At 50.9% G+C, this 20,166-nt stretch carries 21 protein-coding genes and 2 tRNA genes; 16 read left to right on the top strand and 7 right to left on the bottom strand.

The genetic code is table 11. From position 1 onward, the window contains the following. Positions 1 to 81: 81 nt before the first annotated feature. The 4 genes from JW984_14565 to lptC all read right to left on the bottom strand — a co-directional run bounded on the left by JW984_14565 (position 82) and on the right by lptC (position 2,761). On the bottom strand, positions 82 to 696 hold the full coding sequence (locus tag JW984_14565) for a PQQ-binding-like beta-propeller repeat protein (GenBank protein ID MBN1574418.1): 615 nt from the start codon (positions 694 to 696) through the stop codon (positions 82 to 84). After that, on the bottom strand, positions 693 to 911 hold the full coding sequence (locus tag JW984_14560; protein MBN1574417.1) for a hypothetical protein: 219 nt from the start codon (positions 909 to 911) through the stop codon (positions 693 to 695). The genes JW984_14565 and JW984_14560 overlap by 4 nt, the downstream gene beginning before the upstream one ends. A gap of 65 nt (positions 912 to 976) precedes the next feature. Further along, positions 977 to 1,714 (bottom strand): LPS export ABC transporter ATP-binding protein, encoded by a 738-nt coding sequence (gene lptB / locus JW984_14555; GenBank protein ID MBN1574416.1) that lies wholly within the window; start codon positions 1,712 to 1,714, stop codon positions 977 to 979. Continuing rightward, complete coding sequence (gene lptC / locus JW984_14550; GenBank protein MBN1574415.1) at positions 1,715 to 2,761, bottom strand: LPS export ABC transporter periplasmic protein LptC; 1,047 nt, start codon at positions 2,759 to 2,761, stop codon at positions 1,715 to 1,717. A 128-nt stretch (positions 2,762 to 2,889) separates the two neighbouring features. Here lptC and JW984_14545 point away from each other — a divergent pair, with 128 nt between their 5' ends. From JW984_14545 to JW984_14470, 16 genes are all read left to right on the top strand, one after another. Beyond that, a complete protein-coding gene (locus JW984_14545) occupies positions 2,890 to 3,633 on the top strand; it encodes an HD domain-containing protein (protein MBN1574414.1) in 744 nt (247 codons plus the stop codon). A 3-nt stretch (positions 3,634 to 3,636) separates the two neighbouring features. Next, positions 3,637 to 4,383, top strand: a complete 747-nt coding sequence (locus JW984_14540) for an ABC transporter ATP-binding protein (protein ID MBN1574413.1) — start codon at positions 3,637 to 3,639, stop codon at positions 4,381 to 4,383. After that, positions 4,384 to 6,078: a hypothetical protein gene (locus JW984_14535; GenBank protein ID MBN1574412.1), complete on the top strand. Its 1,695-nt coding sequence runs from the start codon at positions 4,384 to 4,386 to the stop codon at positions 6,076 to 6,078. 1 nt (position 6,079) lies between these two features. Next, positions 6,080 to 7,954 (top strand): DNA mismatch repair endonuclease MutL, encoded by a 1,875-nt coding sequence (gene mutL, locus JW984_14530; GenBank protein MBN1574411.1) that lies wholly within the window; start codon positions 6,080 to 6,082, stop codon positions 7,952 to 7,954. Positions 7,955 to 7,998: 44 nt separating this feature from the next. Then, complete coding sequence (gene miaA / locus JW984_14525; GenBank protein MBN1574410.1) at positions 7,999 to 8,931, top strand: tRNA (adenosine(37)-N6)-dimethylallyltransferase MiaA; 933 nt, start codon at positions 7,999 to 8,001, stop codon at positions 8,929 to 8,931. Positions 8,932 to 9,062: 131 nt separating this feature from the next. After that, positions 9,063 to 9,269, top strand: a complete 207-nt coding sequence (gene hfq / locus JW984_14520) for an RNA chaperone Hfq (GenBank protein ID MBN1574409.1) — start codon at positions 9,063 to 9,065, stop codon at positions 9,267 to 9,269. Next, positions 9,266 to 9,832, top strand: a complete 567-nt coding sequence (locus JW984_14515; protein MBN1574408.1) for a hypothetical protein — start codon at positions 9,266 to 9,268, stop codon at positions 9,830 to 9,832. Before hfq ends, JW984_14515 begins: the two co-directional genes overlap by 4 nt. A 69-nt stretch (positions 9,833 to 9,901) precedes the next feature. Next, a tRNA-Val gene (locus tag JW984_14510) sits at positions 9,902 to 9,976 on the top strand. Between the two features lie 366 nt (positions 9,977 to 10,342). Next, positions 10,343 to 12,244, top strand: a complete 1,902-nt coding sequence (gene thrS / locus JW984_14505) for a threonine--tRNA ligase (GenBank protein MBN1574407.1) — start codon at positions 10,343 to 10,345, stop codon at positions 12,242 to 12,244. Between the two features lie 39 nt (positions 12,245 to 12,283). Next, positions 12,284 to 12,826 (top strand): translation initiation factor IF-3, encoded by a 543-nt coding sequence (infC, locus tag JW984_14500; protein ID MBN1574406.1) that lies wholly within the window; start codon positions 12,284 to 12,286, stop codon positions 12,824 to 12,826. A gap of 535 nt (positions 12,827 to 13,361) precedes the next feature. Beyond that, the gene (gene rpmI, locus JW984_14495) at positions 13,362 to 13,565 is read left to right on the top strand and encodes a 50S ribosomal protein L35 (protein ID MBN1574405.1); all 204 of its coding nucleotides are present in this window, start codon (positions 13,362 to 13,364) and stop codon (positions 13,563 to 13,565) included. Positions 13,566 to 13,631: 66 nt separating this feature from the next. Further along, a complete protein-coding gene (gene rplT, locus JW984_14490) occupies positions 13,632 to 13,997 on the top strand; it encodes a 50S ribosomal protein L20 (protein ID MBN1574404.1) in 366 nt (121 codons plus the stop codon). After that, on the top strand, positions 13,990 to 15,000 hold the full coding sequence (gene pheS, locus JW984_14485; GenBank protein ID MBN1574403.1) for a phenylalanine--tRNA ligase subunit alpha: 1,011 nt from the start codon (positions 13,990 to 13,992) through the stop codon (positions 14,998 to 15,000). Before rplT ends, pheS begins: the two co-directional genes overlap by 8 nt. Before the next feature lie 3 nt (positions 15,001 to 15,003). Then, positions 15,004 to 17,442 (top strand): phenylalanine--tRNA ligase subunit beta, encoded by a 2,439-nt coding sequence (locus tag JW984_14480; protein ID MBN1574402.1) that lies wholly within the window; start codon positions 15,004 to 15,006, stop codon positions 17,440 to 17,442. A 20-nt stretch (positions 17,443 to 17,462) separates the two neighbouring features. Further along, complete coding sequence (locus JW984_14475; GenBank protein MBN1574401.1) at positions 17,463 to 17,738, top strand: integration host factor subunit alpha; 276 nt, start codon at positions 17,463 to 17,465, stop codon at positions 17,736 to 17,738. Positions 17,739 to 18,030: 292 nt separating this feature from the next. Further along, a tRNA-Pro gene (locus tag JW984_14470) sits at positions 18,031 to 18,108 on the top strand. A gap of 70 nt (positions 18,109 to 18,178) precedes the next feature. Here the strand turns inward: JW984_14470 and JW984_14465 are convergent. From JW984_14465 to JW984_14455, 3 genes are all read right to left on the bottom strand, one after another. Then, on the bottom strand, positions 18,179 to 19,282 hold the full coding sequence (locus tag JW984_14465; protein ID MBN1574400.1) for a site-specific integrase: 1,104 nt from the start codon (positions 19,280 to 19,282) through the stop codon (positions 18,179 to 18,181). Then, positions 19,282 to 19,707: a hypothetical protein gene (locus tag JW984_14460; GenBank protein ID MBN1574399.1), complete on the bottom strand. Its 426-nt coding sequence runs from the start codon at positions 19,705 to 19,707 to the stop codon at positions 19,282 to 19,284. The genes JW984_14465 and JW984_14460 overlap by 1 nt, the downstream gene beginning before the upstream one ends. Before the next feature lie 23 nt (positions 19,708 to 19,730). Next, on the bottom strand, positions 19,731 to 20,166 hold a 436-nt coding region (locus JW984_14455; GenBank protein MBN1574398.1), incomplete at its 5' end, for a hypothetical protein.

Here is a 20,166-nt window from a genome sequence, read left to right as displayed (position 1 = left end):
TGGCATTGCCTCTCCTTTCTAATTTGGAGAACAGTACCATCTTACATCCAACTATCCCCCTTGTCTACTTTTTGGGGTCCATTACAAACTCCCCACATAAACCATATCTCCAACTATTGAATATGAGGCAAAATATTCACTTCCTGTCTTATATTGCCATTTCAATTCACCGTTTTTCGCATCAATGGCATACAGATTATTTTTACTTATAATATAAACCACACCGTCAGAAACTAAAGGGGTAGCAACTATAAAATTTACTGTCTTAAAGCTCCACTTTATCTTGCCACTACTTGTATCAACGGCATAAAGATGATTGTCCGAGCTTCCGATATAGACCGTGCCGTCAACTGCCGTGGGTGAACCTATCATCCCTGAAGGACTTCCAATTTCTGAGCGCCACTTCAACTTCCCATTTGCAGCATCTATTGCATAAATATAACTTTTTTTATCAGTAATAATCCTGTTAGTCCATCTTCCCACATAGACCACACCATCAACCACTGAGGTGCAAGTAAAATACACCTTCTTTTCATGAAATTTCCATTTGAGTTTACCTGTATCTTTATCTATGGCATAAACGTAGTCATATTGGTCTCCCATATAAATTGTATCACCAACCACGTCAGGATAAGAATATCCAAAATGACTACCTGCAGAACGCACAGCTGCACCTGTTTTATAGCGCCACTTCAATTTGACGGGAACTTCTTTTTTTCATTTATTTCGCACCCAGAAAAAATTGGTGCAACCAAAGATAGTGCAATTACGGTTAAAAGTAACTTTCTCATCTCTCTTCTTTCAGTTTTTTCAGTCAGTTTTTCTGATTTTATTATCCACCAACCAAAATTGCCGATGATTTTAGAGTGCCCTGTGCTTTTGTTAATATCAGTTATAAAGTCTTCCCTCAATGCAAAATATATTTTCTCCAGATAAAAGTCTCGCCACAGTAAAGGTTCCCGGCTCCCCCAGACCGCTACAGCCTGAACTTCTCGCCGAGATAAATCTCCTTCGCCTTTTGACTGTTGGTGATCTTTTTAGGCGTCCCGTCGATCAGGATGTTCCCCTCGTTCAGGATATAGGCTCGGTCGCATATTCCGAGGGTCTCTCGGACGTTGTGGTCCGTGATGATTATTCCGATATTTCTGCTTTTCAGGGAGAGGATGATATTCTGGATGTCGTTTACGATGATCGGATCAATTCCCGAAAAGGGCTCGTCCAGGAGGATGAACTTGGGCGATGTGACGAGGGCCCTGGTTATCTCCACCCTGCGGCGCTCTCCGCCCGAAAGGGAGTAGGCCATGTTTTTGGCCAGGTGGGATATTTTAAGCTCCGAGAGAAGCTTTCCGCACCTCTCCTCCCGCTCCGAGATGCTCATTGGAAGGGTCTCCAGGATGGCCATGATGTTTTCTTCGACGGTCATCTTCCTGAATATGGAGGATTCCTGGGGGAGGTATGTAATGCCGCTTCTCGCCCGCATGTGCATGGGGAACTCGCCTATATTTTTTCCGTTAAGGAGGATTTCACCGCCGTCCGGCTTGAGGATGCCGATGATCATATAAAAGCTCGTCGTCTTGCCCGCGCCGTTGGGGCCCAAAAGCCCCACTATCTCCCCCGATTCTACGGTCAAGTTTACGTGGTCTACAACTGTTCGTCCTTTGAAGGCCTTGGTCAGGCCGTTCACTTTGAGGGTGTGCTTATTGTTGTCGCTCAATTAAAACTCCTCCTCCTCCTCCTGTTTTGGGTAGATCGTAAGGTGCGCCCTGTTTTCCTTGCCGGCCGTGACGACGCTTTTGCTGGTTGTAAGATCGTAGGTGATTTCATCCCCCTTGACCATATCTTCTCCTCGCCAAATAACGGGATTTTTCGTAAGGAACAACTTGTTTTTCTCGTAGTCGAATAGGAGTCTTCCGCAGGTGGCGTTCATATCTTTTTGCTTCAGCTTGACATTCCCAGCCGCTTCGATCTTCGAGACACCTCCCTCCTTGCTGTTGAAGTAGACGGTAATGGTCCCGGCGTTCAGCGTTGACTCCTCATAAGTTACGTGGGCGCCCTTGTTGAAGCGAATGTAGGAGCCTTTACGGTTGCCGTAAAAGCCCCCCGACCTGATATGCAGGGGACTCTCGAGGGATGAGGCGTCTTCGAATCCACGGATATTCTCCTTTTTCTCCTTCTTTTTCTTATCCTTATCCGTCTCGTCTTCGGCTTTTGTGAAGTCTGCAACTACGTCGGAATTGACAAAGAGCTCCTCATTGGAGAGGTTGAAGGTAAGTCCCTTGCCGGTAAAGTTAACATCCGGTCCCGTGACCGCTACGGGGTCTTCCGTGATGATCTCATCGGTCTCCGTGGTATAGTTGAGCGAGTTCGTCTCGAGCCTGTATTTTTCGGCGAATTCCAAGAAGACATTGTCCTTGATCACTATGTTTTTTGTGTCGTTATTGAGGATTCCCTTGTCCCCTGAAAGCTTGAGTTGATATTCATCCTGATAGAAGAACGTGACTTTAATCTTGTCGAACTCCGTCCTCTCTTCTTCCTTGTAGAATTCGGCGCTTCCGGCCTCTATTTCCCAGATGACCTTGCCTTCCTTCGATTCGGTATATTTTATGTTCTCGGCCTCGATGCTGGCCGGCCCTGCATTGGTCGCAGGAGTCTCCTCGGTCTCTGTAGATTCAGTTCCCCTATCTCTGAAGATGAGCACCGCAACGATCCCCACAACGATGACAATCACCGCTATTCCGAGAATAAGTCTTATCTGTTTCATATTTACACCATTAAAATATTATGGTTATTTCATATCTTATATCATGTTATTGGGGAAAAGTAAAACTTAATTTAGCATTAATTTTGTTATTGATTGACACATCCCGGTACCTCTTGTATCATGATAATATGAAAAAAATCTCCATAGCCGATGCCAGGTCTATTGCCCGGGAGGTGGCGTCCCGCCACCCGGAGCCCCGATTTTACAGGGAATGCGGGGAGGGGATGGAGATATCGAAGAATATCTACGATTCCGATCCCCTCGTGCTGAGATTCCGCGAATACCTTGAGGGGATGGGGGACGATTTTGGCCACGGGCTTTTGCACTCTGGACTTGTGGCGGTCGACGCCGGGGCGATCGTGGCGACGGAGCTAGGCGGCGCTGAAGAGATCGTTAAAAGGGACGTTGTTTTGGTTCAGGTTGCGGGGCTTTTACACGACATAAAGAGGAAGGATAAGGACCATGCCGCCAAGGGGGCCGAGGAGGCGGCGAGACTTCTTAAAGATGTGGGACTTGCCGATGAGGAAGTGGGCATTATAGTCTTTGCCATAGCCAACCACGAGGCCTTCAAGGAAACGGGGGAGACCGCCGATGAAGACGGGCGGCTTATATCGGACGCCCTCTACGATGCGGACAAGTTCCGGTGGGGGCCGGACAATTTCACCACGACCCTGTGGGAGATGCTGAGCTTCGCCGATATAGACATCGGATTGATGCTCGAAGGGTACAGCAGTGGAATGGCGGGGGTGGAGCGGATCAAGGATACGTTCAGGACGAATACCGGAAAGAAATACGGTCCGGAGTTTATAGAGATCGGGCTTCGGATTGGACGTGAGATATACGATAGACTTGTTGAGATGAGAGGAGAATAATACTTGATTGAGATAAAGGGACTTTGCAAGGACTACGGGAGGATCAGGGCCGTAAACAACCTGAACCTGGCCGTAGGCAGAGGGGAGTTCTTCGGCTTTCTCGGCCCCAACGGGGCGGGCAAGACCACCACGATCAAGATCATGGCGGGGTTGTTAAGGCCCACGTCGGGAGAGGTGGGCCTCGGGGGCCATGACCTGGAGAAGGAGATGTTCGAGGCCAAGGGCATCACTTCATACATCCCGGACAAGCCCTTCCTTTATGAAAAGCTGACCGGAAGGGAATTTCTCAGGTTTGTCTCCGGGCTCTACAGGGTCAAAGATGATAATGTGGCGGAGAAGACCGAGGAGCTTATCGAGACCTTCTCCATGGCCGAGTGGATCGACGATATGGTGGAGGGCTACTCCCACGGGATGAAGCAGAAACTGGTCATGGCCCAGGCCCTTATCCACGATCCGAAGATAATTATCGTGGACGAGCCGATGGTGGGGCTCGACCCGAGGAGCATAAAGTTAGTGAAGGAGATATTCTCTGGGTTATCGAAAAACGGCGTAACGATATTCATGTCCACCCACACCCTGGGGCACGCCCAGGAGATGTGCGACCGGATAGGGATCATTCACAGGGGAAAGCTCGTGGCCTTGGGCACAATCGACGAGCTGATGAGGACGGCTCACACAAAGGGGAGGGAGCTGGAGGAGATATTCTTCATCCTCACAGAGGAGGAGAGCGATTCGGGGGCCACGGAATAGATGAGAAGGATTCTATTGATATGGGCGATTAAGCTTCGCTCGACGATAAACGATCTCAAGGGGATGAACCGGGAGAAGGGACTGAAGCTGGTCTTCTTCTCCACCGCTGGTCTTCTCTTCATCGCCTTTGTCTACTACTTTTTCCTTAGGATGATCAGGTATCTGCTGAGCCCCGAGTTCGGCATCGAGCTTGTGGGGGATGTCCTTATCATCCAGCTCTTGACGATGATAAACCTCACCCTCTTTTCTGTCCTCGTCTTTTCAAACATCATCTCTTCCCTCTCAACACTCTACATGTCAAAAGACCTCGACCTCCTTTTGTCTTCGCCCATAAGGCACTCGGAGGTCTATACGGCGAAGTTCTTCCAGAGCCTAGTCAACAGCTCCTACATGGTCCTCGTCTTCGGGCTTCCGATATACTTCGCCCTCGGCAGGGCCTTCGGGGAGGGATTTGGTTATTACCTCGTTATGATCTCGATGTTTATCCCCTTCATTGTAATTCCAGCCTCTCTGGGGATTCTCATCACGATGCTTCTCATGCGGTTTTTCCCGGCAAAGAGGACATACCAGATATTCACGTTTCTGGGGATGATCTTCGCCGCCGGCCTGATCGTGTTCTTCAGGTTCTTGAAGCCCGAGACCCTCTATAAGGATATCACGAACACGACACAGCCGGTCTTCTTGGAGCTTCTGGAGGCGATGAAGGTGCCCCAGTACAGATTCCTTCCCCCCACCTGGTTTACACGCGCCATAAACGACATGGTGGGGATCGAACAGAATGTCTTCTGGCAGAATATCCTTCTACTCTTTCTCGGCGCCGTAGTATCCTTTTTTGTTGTTTTTCTGATCTCAAGGCTGATCTACTTCTCCGGGTTCTCCCAGGCCTTTGAGAGCAAGAAGCGGGGGAGAGAGACCGAGATCATCAGGCTCTCCGTGTTGGACAGATCGTTCAAATACTTCGACGCGCCCCAGAGGGCAGTGCTGATAAAAGACCTCAAGACCTTCTTCAGGGACCCCACCCAGTGGTCGCAGATATTTCTGCTGGCGTCTCTGATTTTCATCTACCTCTTCAGCATATACAACATCCCTGTGGACACGCCATTTCTGAAAAACCTGACCTCGTTTTTAAACCTGGGCCTTGCGGGATTTATAATATCGGCCTTGGCCGTCCGCTTCGTCTTTCCCACGACGAGCCTCGAGGGGGACGCCTACTGGGTGATATTTTCATCCCCCCTCTCCGTCAGGAAATTCCTATGGGGGAAGTTCATCGTCTTTCTTATCCCGATCCTATTTTTGGGGGAGCTTCTCATCGTCTCGTCGAACTTCATTTTAAACGCGGACTACTTCTTCATGATGCTCTCCTCCATAACGATGCTCGTCATATCCGTAACACTGACCGCCATGGGAGTGGGGCTGGGGGCGGTCTATCCCCGCTTCAAACACGAGAACAGCACGGAGATAGCCGGAAGCTTCGGGGGCATCATCTACATGATATCGAGCCTCCTCTACGTCGGCGTCACGGTTGTCATTCTTTCGAGGCCGGTCTATCTCTATTTTGTGAGTGAGGTGATTCAGGGGACATACAGATGGCTGAGCCTCGTCATATCCGTCGTTCTGCTCCTCGTTATCAATCTCGTCGCCTTTTTCATCCCGATGTGGAGGGGGATAAAAAACCTAGAGAAGATGGAGTTTTAGGATGGCGGCCAAGATAAAACTCCTCGACACCAACCTCGTAAACCTCATCGCCGCGGGGGAGATCGTCGAGAGGCCGGCATCGGTGGTCAAGGAGCTTATCGAAAACTCCCTCGACGCGGGGGCAAACAGTATTAATGTGGAGGTAGTCCTGGGGGGCAAGAGGAGGATAGTCGTCATCGACGACGGGGATGGGATGAGTCGGGAGGACGCGGAGTTGTCGCTTATGCGCCACGCCACCAGCAAGATAGCGAAGAGGGAAGACCTCACGGCGATCCACACCCTCGGGTTTCGGGGGGAGGCGGTTCCGAGCATCGCCTCGGTCTCCCGGTTCAAGATATTTACGAGGGAGAGGGGGAGCGACCAGGCGACGGAGATATCCGTCGACGGGGGCAAGCTCAACTACATCCGCGAGGCGGGGGCGCCACCGGGAACGAGAATAGTCGTGGAGGACCTCTTCTTCTCCGTACCGGCAAGGAGGAAGTTCCTCAAGACCGACAGGACGGAGTATTACCACATCATGGATGTCGTGAACGGGATTGCCCTTTCGAGGCCTGACGTCAGGTTTACGCTGTCGTCGGACGGCCGGGAGGTGATAAACACGCTTCCGGGCACCCTGCGGGAGAGGGCGGGTGACATCCTGGGAAGAAAAATATCCGAGAGGATGGAGGAGATCGCATACGACGAGGGGAGGGGGGGAGGGGGAAGGGGGGGAATAGGGCTGGTGGGGCTTATGGGAAGTCCGGACGACGCCCGCTCCAACCAGTCCGGCATTTACCTATACGTGAACGACAGGTTCGTGAAAGACCGAGTGATGGTGTCGGCGATTGTGAAGGCCTATCGCGGCATGACGTCAAGGGAAAAATACCCGACAGCGGTCCTCTTTCTGCAGCTCCCCTTCAGCGAAGTGGACGTGAACATCCACCCCACAAAGACCGAGGTGAAGTTCAGGGATTCCGGCAAAGTCTACGGGATAGTAAAGAGGGTTGTGGACGAGGCCCTGTTAAAAGCGGGCGGGATCAAGATTGCCGGAGGCGATCTTGAGGCGCCGCGCGGCGTTTCGATGGCCACTCCCCCGGTCAAACCCCCGCCGCCAAGAACGACCCAAGCGCCCCCCGAATTCAGGGGCGGGATCGATTCGGACAGGGGCGGTACGGTAAGGGACGCCGGGGAGATCTACTACGAAGAGGTGAGGGGAGCAAGGGAGAAGAACCTCGAAGAGAAAACCCTTCCCATGACGGAGTTTCTCCCCCCGGAAGCGGCGACTCCCCCCGAATCAGGAGATCTCTTCAAGAAATGGGGCGGGCTGACGCTATTGGGGCAGATAAAGGAGACCTATATAGTATTTGAAAACGTGGAGGGCCTTCTTATTGTCGATCAACATGCGGCACACGAGAGGGTCGTCTACGAGAGGCTGAAGGCGGGGGCCAAAAACAAGAATATCCCGATGCAGCAGCTCCTGTTTCCGTTGAAGCTTGAGCTGCCCACGAGGGAATACGAGATAATAGTCTCAAACATAGACAGGATAAAGGAGCTGGGGCTCGAGTTGTCCGACTTTGGAGCCGGAACGGTTATAGTCTCTTCGATTCCGGGGATATTTGAAGACACGGATCTGGAGGCGCTGGTGGTCGAGATGGCCGAAGAGCTTAAAAATCACGGCTCGTCAACGACCGTGGAGGAGGCGCTGGATAGACTTCTCGTCGTTATGTCGTGCCACGGGGCCGTAAGGGCCGGAAAGAGACTCGAGGTCCGGGAGATAAAGGCCCTCCTCGACGCCATGGAGACAACGCCCCACTCAAGCCGCTGTCCCCACGGAAGACCCACCATCATCACGATTCCCGTTACCGAGCTCGAGCGCCGCTTCAAGAGAACAACCTGAAGCCTATAAAAAAGTCAATGACATTACAGTCGGCGAAATCCAAAGTGAATGGGGCAAGAGACAAGATCGTTGTAATCACCGGGCCCACCGCCTCGGGAAAGACGGGAGTGTCGATAGAGGTGGCCAAATCTCTAAATCCGAGGGGGGAGATCGTCTACGCCGACTCCGCCGCAGTCTACCGCCGCCTCGATATAGGGACCGCAAAACCCTCGATCGAGGAGATGAGGGAGGTGCCCCATCATCTAATCGACGTCTGCGATATAGGGGACGATTTCAACGCGGAGATCTACTCAAAGATGGCGGCTGATGCAGTAAATAAAATACTGAAAGCCGGAAAGGTCCCCATAATAACCGGAGGCACCGGCCTCTATATCAAGGCGCTCGTCCACGGCCTGTTTCAATCCCCCGAAGATAACGAGGGAATCAGAGAAGAGCTTCTAATGGAGCTTGACAAAAAAGGCCTTGATGCCCTCTTCTCGGAGCTGAAAGGGGTGGATCGAAAATCCGCGGAGATAATCAACCCGAACGACAAGACGAGGATAGTCCGCGCCCTCGAGATATACCGGCTCACGGGAAGGCCGGCGTCGAAGATCAGGGAAAACCACGCCTTCAAAGAAAAGGCCTTCGATCCCCTCTACATCGGACTGAAGATGGACAGGAAACTTCTCTACCGGAGGATCGAAGACCGCGTGGACAATATGATCGATTCGGGCATCGTAAACGAGGTCAAAGAAATCCTAAATAAGGGCTATTCCCACGGCTGCCGCTCCCTGAACACCATAGGCTATAAGGAGATCGTAAGTCACGTCGCGGGGGAAATCGATCTTGAAACGGCAATCGGACTGATAAAGCGAAACACCAGAAGACTCGCAAAGCGCCAAATCACGTGGTTTAAAAATATTAAAGGGATAAGCTGGTTCGAATATCCATACAACCTGCCGATGATACTTAAGAAAATAAATCTGTTCCTGAATTGATGAATTTGCGATAAAGGAAAAAACTTCAGACCAAAATAAAAAAGGCTTGAATTTGTTCAATAAAAAGGGTACTATAAATCAAGGATTTAAGACAATACTAATAAAAATTTTTTTATCCGGCCGGTTATCATATGGTGAAAAACAGCATTAACGTTCAGGATCAATTCCTAAATCAGGTAAGGAGGGAAAGGGAGACCGTGATAATAGAGCTTCTGGGGGGCATTCAACTCGAAGGTATAGTAAAAAGCTTCGATAATTTTTCTATCCTCTTCGACTCGGACCGGACATACCTAATATATAAACATGCCGTTTCCACAATTTCCATTGTAACGCCATGAAGATCAATGAAGCCCTGATCGCATTTGCTCTGATTGTACTTATAACCGGATGCGCTGGAACGATAAACGTGGAGCAATATCCCTTCGGCTCGCCGATACACCATGTAAACAACGGGATTAGGTTCCTCGACCTGGGACTCAACGACGATGCCTTTAGAGAGTTTGCATTGGCGATCAAGGATAATGGAAAATACTCTCCCGGATACGCCGGAAAAGGTATCTACTGGTCTATAGTCGGAGTTCCCGATGTGGCCCTCGGCTATATCAGCCTGTCGATGAAGTACGCCGAAGATCCCAGGGATCAGGCTTTTGCCCACAAGTCCTCGATGAGAGTTCAGGTAACCCTCGAAGAGGATGGGTGGTTCGATAAGGTAAAAAACAGCTTCTCAGAAATCGAAAAGAGGGAAGGTATCGATGCCCAAACTTACTATTGGATGGGGATGGCCCTCCTGAAAAAGGGAGACACCTCGGGCGCGGTGGAAAATTTTAAAAAAGCGGCCGTGTTGGTTGGAAGATATAAGAAGCTTTCCGAACAGCAATTGAAAGAAATAGATTTTAAATAGCCGATACTCAAAACATTATAGTTTTTTCTTGACATTATCCGCAAACATTGTTAATAATTCTAAATGTTTAGGCACGTAGCTCAGGGGGAGAGCGCTACCCTGACACGGTAGAAGTCGGCGGTTCAAATCCGCCCGTGCCTACCAACCGCCGTCGGTCGATATTTCTAAAGGTTTACTATATTGGGGGGTTGGCATAGGTTAGAGGGGCGATGGTTGGGGAGGGGGAGGGAAGCAGGGGGTGCTTAAAAACGAGGAGACGTTGGGGAGCTGGGCCGCCGGCTATGAGCCGTTGGTGCATAAGGATTTGGAATATCCAAAAAATATCAATCGGATGATAGTGATACTCAAAATGATATTTTATTAAACAACAAAACTTGTAATTCTTTCTTATTTGACCGTGAGAGAAAGGGGTTTGATAAAAATCGAAAGATTTAAAAACATGAAAAGGCATCAGACTCTTCTTTGATCTCTGGTGCTTTTTTATTTACTTTCTCAAAATATGTTGGAACAATGATTACGGTAAACGCAAAAGGACACGAATTTCCCGAGCCGACCGAAGGGATGACTGTATCGGAGCTTGTGCCCAAGGAGCTGAAGGGAAAAGTTATTGCCGGTAAAATAAACGGCGAGCTCGTCGACCTCGATCGACCGGTGCCGGCTAATTGCGAGGTGGATTTCATCACAATAGACGATCCCGAGGGCCTCGAAATCATCAGGCACAGCACATCCCACATCATGGCGGAGGCGGTAAGAGAGCTCTTCCCCGGAGTCAAGGTGACGATAGGTCCCGCAATAAAGGACGGCTTCTACTACGATTTCGACACGGAAAAGCCCTTTACCCCCGAGGATCTCGTGGCCATCGAAAAAAAGATGAAGGAGATCATAAAGAAGGAGCTCCCTTTTACAAGAGAGATCATGCCCGTCGGCGACGCCATCAAACTGTTTAAAGGGATGGGGGAAAATTACAAGGTAGAGCTTCTCGAGGATATAGAAAGTAAAGAAGTGTCGCTGTATACCCAGGGGAACTTCACCGACCTTTGCCGGGGGCCGCATATACCCTCCACGAGATTCGTGAAGGCCTTCAGCCTGACCTCCGTTGCCGGTGCGTACTGGCGCGGCGACGAAAACAAAAAGATGCTCCAGAGGATCTACGGAACCGCATTTCCGGATAAAGATTCTCTCAAAAACTACCTCAACATGATCGAGGAGGCGAAAAAGAGGGATCACAGAAAGATAGGCAGAGACCTCGATCTGTTCCAGTTCAACGACGAGGCGGGCGCCGGACTCGCCATATATCACCCGAAGGGAACCGTGATGAGAATCATCATAGAGGACTTCTTGAGAAAGGAGCATCTCAAGCGCGGGTACGATATAGTAATGGGACCCATGATCTTGAAGCAGGAATTATGGGAGAAGTCGGGACATTACGACAACTATCGGGAGAATATGTATTTCACCGAGGTCGAGGGACAGAAATACGGGATCAAGCCGATGAACTGCCTCGCTCACATGCTCATCTATAAATCGAGGCTGAGGAGCTACAGGGACCTCCCGATAAGGTACTTCGAGCTGGGCACCGTCCACAGACACGAGAAATCGGGTGTGCTCCACGGCCTACTCAGGGTCAGGGCATTCACCCAGGACGACGCCCACCTCATATGTACGCCAGATCAGTTGATAGACGAGATCGTGGGGGTCATGGATTTCGTCATGTACGTGATGGACATCTTCGGATTCCCCTATAAGATGGAGATCTCCACAAGGCCGGAAAAGTCGATCGGCTCCGATGAGGACTGGGAGCTTGCCACAAGGGCCCTCGAAAACGCTCTTAAAGGACAGGGCAAGGAGTATGAGATAAACGAGGGGGACGGCGCGTTCTACGGCCCTAAGATAGACTTCATCCTGAAGGATGCCATAGGAAGGGAGTGGCAGTGCGCCACAATCCAGTGCGATTTCACCCTCCCCGAAAGGTTCGATCTAACATACATCGATTCAAACGGTGAAAAAAAGCGCCCCGTAATGCTTCATCGTGTAATCCTCGGATCGGTGGACAGGTTTCTGGGGATATTGATCGAACACTACGCCGGCGCGTTCCCGGTGGGCCTGGCGCCCGTTCAGGCCGTCGTTATGAACATCACTGACGATCACCTCGATTACTCGAAAAAAGTGGTTGAAAAACTCAAGGGTGCGGGTATTAGGGTGGAATCCGATTTCAGAAACGAAAAGCTGGGCCTTAAAATAAGGGAGGCCGAGCTTAAAAAAATTCCATACACCTTGATCATTGGCGATAGAGAGAAAGAAGAAGAAAAAGTGACTCCAAGGAAGCTCGGCGGGAAAAACCTTGATGCAATGAATACCGAGGATTTTATTAACCTTATTAGGAGCGAAAACTCCGCATTTTGGAGGGATTAAAACATAAAGGACAAGGGAAAAGATTTCAGAATCAATAAGATGATCCGAGCCGATAAGGTCCGCTTGATCGACCCGGAAGGCAATCAGCTCGGAGTGATAGGTTTTAAAGAGGCGCTGATGAAGGCCGAGGACCTCGGACTCGACCTCGTGGAGGTGGCCCCTAACGCCAATCCTCCTGTGTGTCGTATCTTGGACTTCGGCAAATTCAAATATCAGCAGAGTAAAAAGGCCCACGATGCAAAAAAGAAGCAGTCTACTGTCCAAGTCAAAGAGGTGAAGCTGCGTCCCAAGACCGAAGATCACGACATCGAGTACAAGCTCAAGCACATGAGGAAGTTCTTGGAGCAGGGAAATAAGGTAAAGGTCTCCATGATCTTCAGGGGCAGGGAAATCACCCACACGGAAATCGGGATGGAGATCCTTAATAAGGTTGCCGATGAGATAAAAGACGACGCTCTTGTTGAACAGGAGCCGAAGCTCGAGGGAAGAAATATGAGCATGATCCTGACGCCTCAAAAATCGGCCAAGGAAGGGAAAAAGGCAAAAGAAGAAGCAGAGCAGGGCGCGGATAGCCAAGAGTAATAATATTTTACATTTTTAACAACGGGTGTGCAGAGAGGGAGCGAATAGGGGGATAGGGCAAAATCTTCCGGAGCGGCAGAAAGCCCATATTTTTATATATGTTCTTGTTATGGGTTTTCGCTGAGTCTTGGGCGCAGTTCAAGAAACAGTTCAAGAAAAAATTATCGGGTTTTGGGAGCGGGTGTGAGAGAGGGTGCATCTTGGGGATTAATGGATAGTAGTAGCTTATGGTGCGTGGGAGTGGGTAAGGCGTTGGGAGGCCTGCCGATTTATCAAATTAGAGGGCATGCAATGCGGTGATCGGCGGCGCGAGCGATGGGGCGGTGGAAGTGATGGGGGGGAGAGATGGGTGAGAGGAAGCGGTTGGGTAACGGAAGCAAAGGGGGTAAGGGGGGGTATCGTCCGTGGGTGGTCAGTTGAGGGTTTTTCGAGTTCACTCGAAATAGAAAAGCATTTTTCAGTTAGCTTGTTGGCCCCGGCGGGCCAATAAAATTTGAATGAGAAATTGAATATTGAAATAAAAAGAGGTGGATAGATGCCGAAACAAAAGACAAACAGGGGAGCGGCAAAGAGATTTAAGATTACGGCCGGCGGTAAGATCAGGAGAAACAAGGCAAATGCAAATCACATCTTGACCAAGAAAAGCCGGAAGAGGAAAAGGAACTTGAGGTCCGGGGGGCAGGTAGACAGGACAAACGAAAGGGAAGTCAGGAGGCTCCTCCCGTACATCGGCAAGTAAAAGATTTTCAGCTATCCCCCGGATTCGGGGATTTTTTAGAAGAGAAGGAAATGGAGGATTTTATATATGTCCAGGGTTACGAGGGGTCCGGAATCAAGAAAGAGAAGAAAAAAGATACTTAAGGCCGCCAAGGGATTTGTGGGTGGACGCAAAAGGGGTTATAGGGCAGCAAAGGAAACCTGGCAGAGGGCGCTGAGCTACTCCTACAGAGACAGGAGGACGAGAAAGAGGGATATGAGAAGGCTTTGGATCGTCAGGATCAACGCCGCCGCCAGACTGCACGATATGTCCTACAGCGTCTTCATGAACGGCCTTAACAAGTCCGGTGTGGAGGTAGACAGGAAGGTCCTGGCGGATATCGCGGTTCACGACCCTAATGGATTCTCGAAGCTTGTTGATTTGGCCAAAAAGAGTGTAGGGAAGAATGCTTGAGAGACTCGAAGCGCTGAAGACGAAAGCCCTTTCGGAGATCAAGGGGACCGAAAACCTGAACGACGTGGAGTCGATCCGTGTCAAATACATAGGCAGGAAGGGCGAGCTCACGTCGATCCTGCGCGACATGAAGGACGTCCCGGATGAAGAGCGCCCAAAGGTCGGCAAGATTGCAAACGAGATAAAGGAAGCCCTTATAAATGCGGTGGACGAGAGGTTCGAGTTCCACAAAGAAGGCGGACTCGAAAAGGGGAAGAAACCCATAGATTTTACGCTCCCGGGCAGGCGGAGCTTCATGGGGAAGAAACACCCGATAACCCTCGTATACGATCAGATAGTCGAGATATTCCTGGGGATGGGCTTCGAGCTCGCCGAGGGCCCGGAGGTGGAGCTCGACTATTATAACTTCGAGGCGCTCAATATGCCCAGGCACCACCCGGCCCGGGATATGCAGGACACGTTTTACATCGACGATGAAAGGCTTCTGAGAACCCACACCTCCCCCGTCCAGATAAGGGTGATGGAGAGCCAGCCCCCGCCGGTGAAAATAATCGCTCCGGGGAAGGTCTACCGGCCCGACTACGACGTCTCCCATTCGCCGATGTTCCACCAGGTCGAGGGGTTGATGGTCGGGGACGACATAAGCATGGGAGACCTCAAGGGGGTCCTCACGCTATTCGTCCACAGGATGTACGGCGAGCATGTCGACCTGAGGTTCAGGCCGAGCTTCTTCCCATTTACCGAGCCGTCCGCCGAGGTCGACATAATGTGCGTTATCTGTAAGGGGAAAGGGTGCAGGGTCTGCTCGGGGACCGGATGGCTCGAGATCCTCGGCTCCGGGATGGTCGACCCGAACGTCTTCAAGATGGTCGGGTACGACCCGGAAGAGGTGACCGGCTTCGCCTTCGGGATGGGGATCGAGAGGATCGCCATGCTGAAGTACGGGATAGACGATATCAGGCTCTTTTTTGAAAACGACATCAGATTTTTGAAACAGTTTTAGAATATGCTGGCAACGATAAACTGGCTCAGGGACTTCGTGGACATCGATATGGACGTGGAGAAGCTTGCGGATCTTCTCACCATGTCGGGGCTCGAGGTGGACAGCGTCACGAAGATCGGGGACGACCTCAAAGGGATCGTAGTGGCGGAGATAATGGATGTTTCCACCCATCCTAAGGGGGGAAACCTTTATGTGGCAAAGGTGTCGAACGGGGCGGAGACCTTTCAGGTGGTGTCGGCCGCCCCGAACACGAAGGTAGGGCTGAAGACCGCCCTTGCCCCTCCGGGCGTTGTGCTCCCAACGGGATTGAAGATTGAAAAGAGAGATTTCAAGGGGGTAGAGTCCACCGGCGTCCTCCTCGCGGAAGACGAGATGGGGCTCACCCACGACCATACCGGATTGATCGAGCTCGACCCCAAGGCCGCCCCCGGAAAAAGCTTGGCGGAGACCCTGAATCTCTCGGATTACCTTATCGACATCGACCTCACACCTAACAGGTCGGACTGCCTTAGCGTGATCGGCCTCGCAAGGGAGATCTCCGCCCTGACGGGCGCCCCCCTGAGGCTACCCAAGACGGACGTAAAGGAGGAGGGGCCTGATATAAACGAGCTTACCTCAATCGAGGTAATCGATAAAGACCTCTGCCCGAGATACGTCGCCCGTGTGGTTCAGGACATCAAGATAAGGATGGTCCCCTTCTGGATGCGCCTAAGGATCAACCAGCTCGGGATGAGGGACATAAACAACATCGTCGACATCACGAACTACATCCTGATGGAGTACGGCCAGCCCCTACACGCCTTCGACTACGACCTCCTCTCCGGAAACAGGATTGTGGTGAAGCGGGCGAAAGAGGGCGAGAAGTTCTTCACCCTCGATGCGGTGGAGCGCACCCTCAACAAGGACGTCCTGATGATCGCCGACGCCGAGAGGTCCGTGGCCATCGGAGGGGTGATGGGGGGCGCGAATTCCGAGATACAGGAGGACACGGCAAACGTACTCCTCGAGAGCGCCTTTTTCCACCCGCCGTCTATACATAAGACGGCAAGGGAGTTGGGTCTCCTTACCGATGCGGCCTTCAGGTTCGAACGGGGCATAGACCCCGAGGGGTGCAAGACCGCGGCGGACAGAGCCGCGGCGCTCATGGCCGAATATGCCGACGGCACGGTCGCAAAGGGATATATCGATGTTAAGGGTGATGTCCCGAAAAGGCCGACCCTTAAAATAAGGACATCGATGACCAACAAGGTAATCGGGTTTAAAGCCGACACAAAGGAGATAAGAAAATACCTCGAGAGCCTCTTCATAAAAGTAGAGGACGAGAGTAAGGACGAGCTCCTGGTCACACCGCCCTCCTACCGCCTCGACCTCGAAAGGGAGATAGACCTCATCGAGGAGGTGGCCAGGCTCAAGGGATACGACAATATCCCTGAGACCCTGCCGAATATCAGCATGGATTTCTCGAAGACCTCCGAGATAAAAACGCTGATCGACCTGGTTTCGGATGCCGTCCTCTCCGAGGGATTCAACGAGATCATAACCTACAGCTTTATCGGGAGCGTATCTTTCGATAAGATGAGGCTTTCTCCCAAAGACCCGATGAGGAAGGCGACCCCCCTTAAAAATCCCCTCAGCGAGGAGATGGACGTTATGCGCACCACCCTCGTCCCGGGGATCCTCCAGACCGCCGAGACAAATATAAACTACCTGTCGTACGACCTGAGGCTCTTCGAGATCGCCAGGGTGTTTATGCCGAGAAATTCCAAAGGGGGTAAAGGGGAGGGCGAGGGTGGGGACAACGGGCTTCCGGACGAGCGCTTTCACCTATCCCTTTTGATCTCCGGAAAGCGCCGGCCGAAGCAGTGGGGGGCCGATGCCCCCGAGGTGGATTTCTTCGACCTCAAGGGCGTGTGGGAGAAGATCACAGACGAGATCGGTTTTGTCTCAATTGAATACGAAATGAACAAGGACGTGGAATATCTTGACAAGACCCAATCTTGTGTTATTAGGGGCGGAGGTGAAACTATAGGAGTAATGGGCAGAATCGACCCGGATGTTATGGATAATTTCAATATTTCCAGAGACACCTATATCCTCGAAGCGGATTTGAACAAGCTCATAAAACTGGATACAAAGGTAAAGACCTTTTCGCAAGTACTCCGTTATCCCCCGGTCATGAGGGATATCGCCATCGTAATAGCCGATGACGTCAACTCCGATCGAATCGTCAAGACCGTAGAGGGGGCCGCCGGGGAGTTGGTGAAGGAGGTCACGATATTCGATCTATACCAGGGAGAGCAGATCGAGAGGGGCAGCAAAAGCATCGCCCTGACGGTGAAGTATCAGTCGGACAACAGGACTCTTACGGACGATGAAGTCAATAAAAAGCATGGCGAGGTTTTGGATATCTTAAAGAAAAAGCTTGGCGCACAAATAAGATAACCGATCTTGGGGGGCCCATTATGACGAAAGCTGATTTGATAAACAGTATTTATAAGGAGCTCGACCTGTCGAAGAAGGAATCTGCCGCAATAATAAATGAAATATTTGAGATAATCAAGGAGACGCTGGAGAGGGGGGAAAAGGTCAAGATATCCGGCTTCGGAAATTTTATAGTAAAGCAAAAAGAGCCGAGAAAGGGGAGGAATCCCCAAACCGGCGACGAGCTCGAGATAACCGCCAGAAAAATAGTGACGTTTAAACCGAGTCAGGTCCTTAAGGCCGTGTTGAATCAATAATTTAATCTTGATATTCAAAGACGTTTTTTGTTATAATATGTCCAATTTCGCGGGATAGCGCAGAATGTAAGGGGAAGTAGAATTTGGCCGATCGTGTGATTTGGGGGGAGGGGATGTAACGGGGGGAAGGGGGAATGATGTTATTTTTATTATCGTAGGATCGGGCGTAAAAGGTTTTGGGTGTAGGAGTACAAATATTTGGGCTTGGCAAGATGGAATTGTAGTGTTTTATTTGGAGACAAAGGAATTTATTTAAAAAAATAGCTGGAAAAATAGACATTTAAATATTTGTCGGGACGTAGCGCAGTCTGGTTAGCGCACATGACTGGGGGTCATGGGGTCGGAGGTTCAAATCCTCTCGTCCCGACCAATAATTTCAATAGGTTACGCATTTTGTGTGGCCTATTTTTTTTGGTGTAGAATAAATTGTGGAATAAGAATTACCTCCCGAAATTTAGCCTGTCCACCGCCCGATCCATTTCCTGAACAACGCTGGTGTAGCTGTCTATCGTTGTCTGAAGCTCTGAATGGCCGAGGAGCTTCGACACCGCCTCTATGCCCGTCCCGGCGTTGAGAAGATGTGTGGCAAATGTTCTTCTTAAAAGGTGCCACTTTCCCTTCTTTTCGATCCCTGCACGCCTGTAAAAAATCCCTAAATCTCTGACGAGGTTATCCTTGCTTCTCGGAGTTCCCAGCCTGCTTGCAAAGACCCAGGGCGAGAATATCCGCATCTTCTCAAGCCTTTTCAGGACGTCCAATGCGTCATTGTTCAGTTTTATTTTTCTGACGCCGTGGTCCTTCGGCTCGAACTTCACGCCGTCCATTTCGTATCCCTGCACCCTGAAATGCCCAGCTTCTAAATCTATGTCCTCCCATCGAAGACAGCGGATCTCGCCGATACGGAGGCCAGTGTTCAGGGCGAAAATTATCATATCGTAGAGGTAGCTGTTCTTTGTCGCATCGAGGATACTCCCGATCTCCTCGATGGTGAGATAATCGGGGTCCTTGGACTTTTTTACACGCAACAGCCTTGGGCGGGGATAGGTCCCTTCGGGAATGATGCGGAGATCCTTCTCGATCACCGTGATGAACTTCCCGATTGCCGTGAGGTGAATATCGATGGTTCGCGGGGCGAGACTTTTACTGCGGAGATGATCGATGTACTTCTCGTAAATTTTGGGCGTGATCCTGTCGATCTTTTCATTCCTGATGAAATCTGCAAATCTCCTTAAAGTCTGCTCATGGCGTTTGTATGTTCCCTTCGACTGCGACCGCCGTCTTGACCAGTCAAGGAAGATGTCGAACTGGCTGAAGAGGTCGGTGTCGAACACCTCCGGCAAATAGCCTGTCTTTTGGAGTTCCAGCTTCCGGCGGTAAAACTCCGTCTTTGCGGTCTCCTCGTCCGCCTTCCTTAGCGACTGGTACTTCTTGAGATTGCCCTTCCTGAATTCGAGGTGCCACCTTCCACGCTCCCAGTAGAAGAAGAGGCGGAGCCAGTAGCCGTTGTGCTCGAAGGTTGTGGAGTTGTACTTCAGTTTTGGCATCAGTAGCCCAAGAGCTCCAGGCGGAGGTTTTCGTATTTTTTACAGGGATCGTAATTAGGGTTGTCGCTTTTTTTATATCTGCATTCCACTCTGTCGCACGCCTTCTTGTAATACTCCATTGCCTGATATTTCATGTCGAGCTCCATATAGCACACAGCGATCATGTTGAATGGATTGGGAAGGCAATCCTCTATTTCAATCATCTTTTTATATTTTTCAATCGCGGCCCAGTATTGCTCCTCCATTATAAGAACGGTCGCTTCGGTGTCAAGCATCCCGTACCTTAATTCGTCAGAGCCTTCCTTGAAGGTATGCAGGGCTCCGCTTTCCCGAACCCAGACCCATGGGGCGCAGTCGCAATCCTGGGCATATGTGCCGGTTGCAAAGACGGCCAGAACGATCAAAGCCAAAACCACCCTCTTCATTTTAGCCTCCTTTCAGTTCAGTCTTATGGTTTACACACCGAGCAAGGCGTATACCCCTGTCTTTCCGCCTCGCCCCTCGATATCGGTATCTTGCTCTTCGACAAATATCGGCATCCGGCCCGGTGGTATTTTTTCCCTTCGTTTGTGATGTAGACAGTATCCCCGCCGGCGATACTCTCCGACTCTTTAATCGCCGTTTCGTCGCCCGATGTCTCCGGCTCCGGGGATGTTGTTTCGTTGTAGTTGCTTTCCTCCCGTTTGGGGGATTTGCCCGGGCCGGCGCCGGCTATCCATCTGTCGGTGTAGATGACCGAACCGTCGTCTTTAAAATGGCTGACGTAGTACTCGTTGTTGCTGGCAGGCGCCCCGCCTCCCTCCACAAAGCCGTAGTCTATCGTATTGTACCCGCTGGCGATGACGGTTGCAACAGTTACGTTCGGCGCGACCTTGTTCTGTTTT

The organism is Candidatus Zymogenus saltonus (assembly GCA_016929395.1).
In the GTDB taxonomy this organism is placed as follows: domain Bacteria; phylum Desulfobacterota; class Zymogenia; order Zymogenales; family Zymogenaceae; genus Zymogenus; species Zymogenus saltonus.
This window is presented reverse-complemented; position numbering and strand designations above follow the sequence as displayed.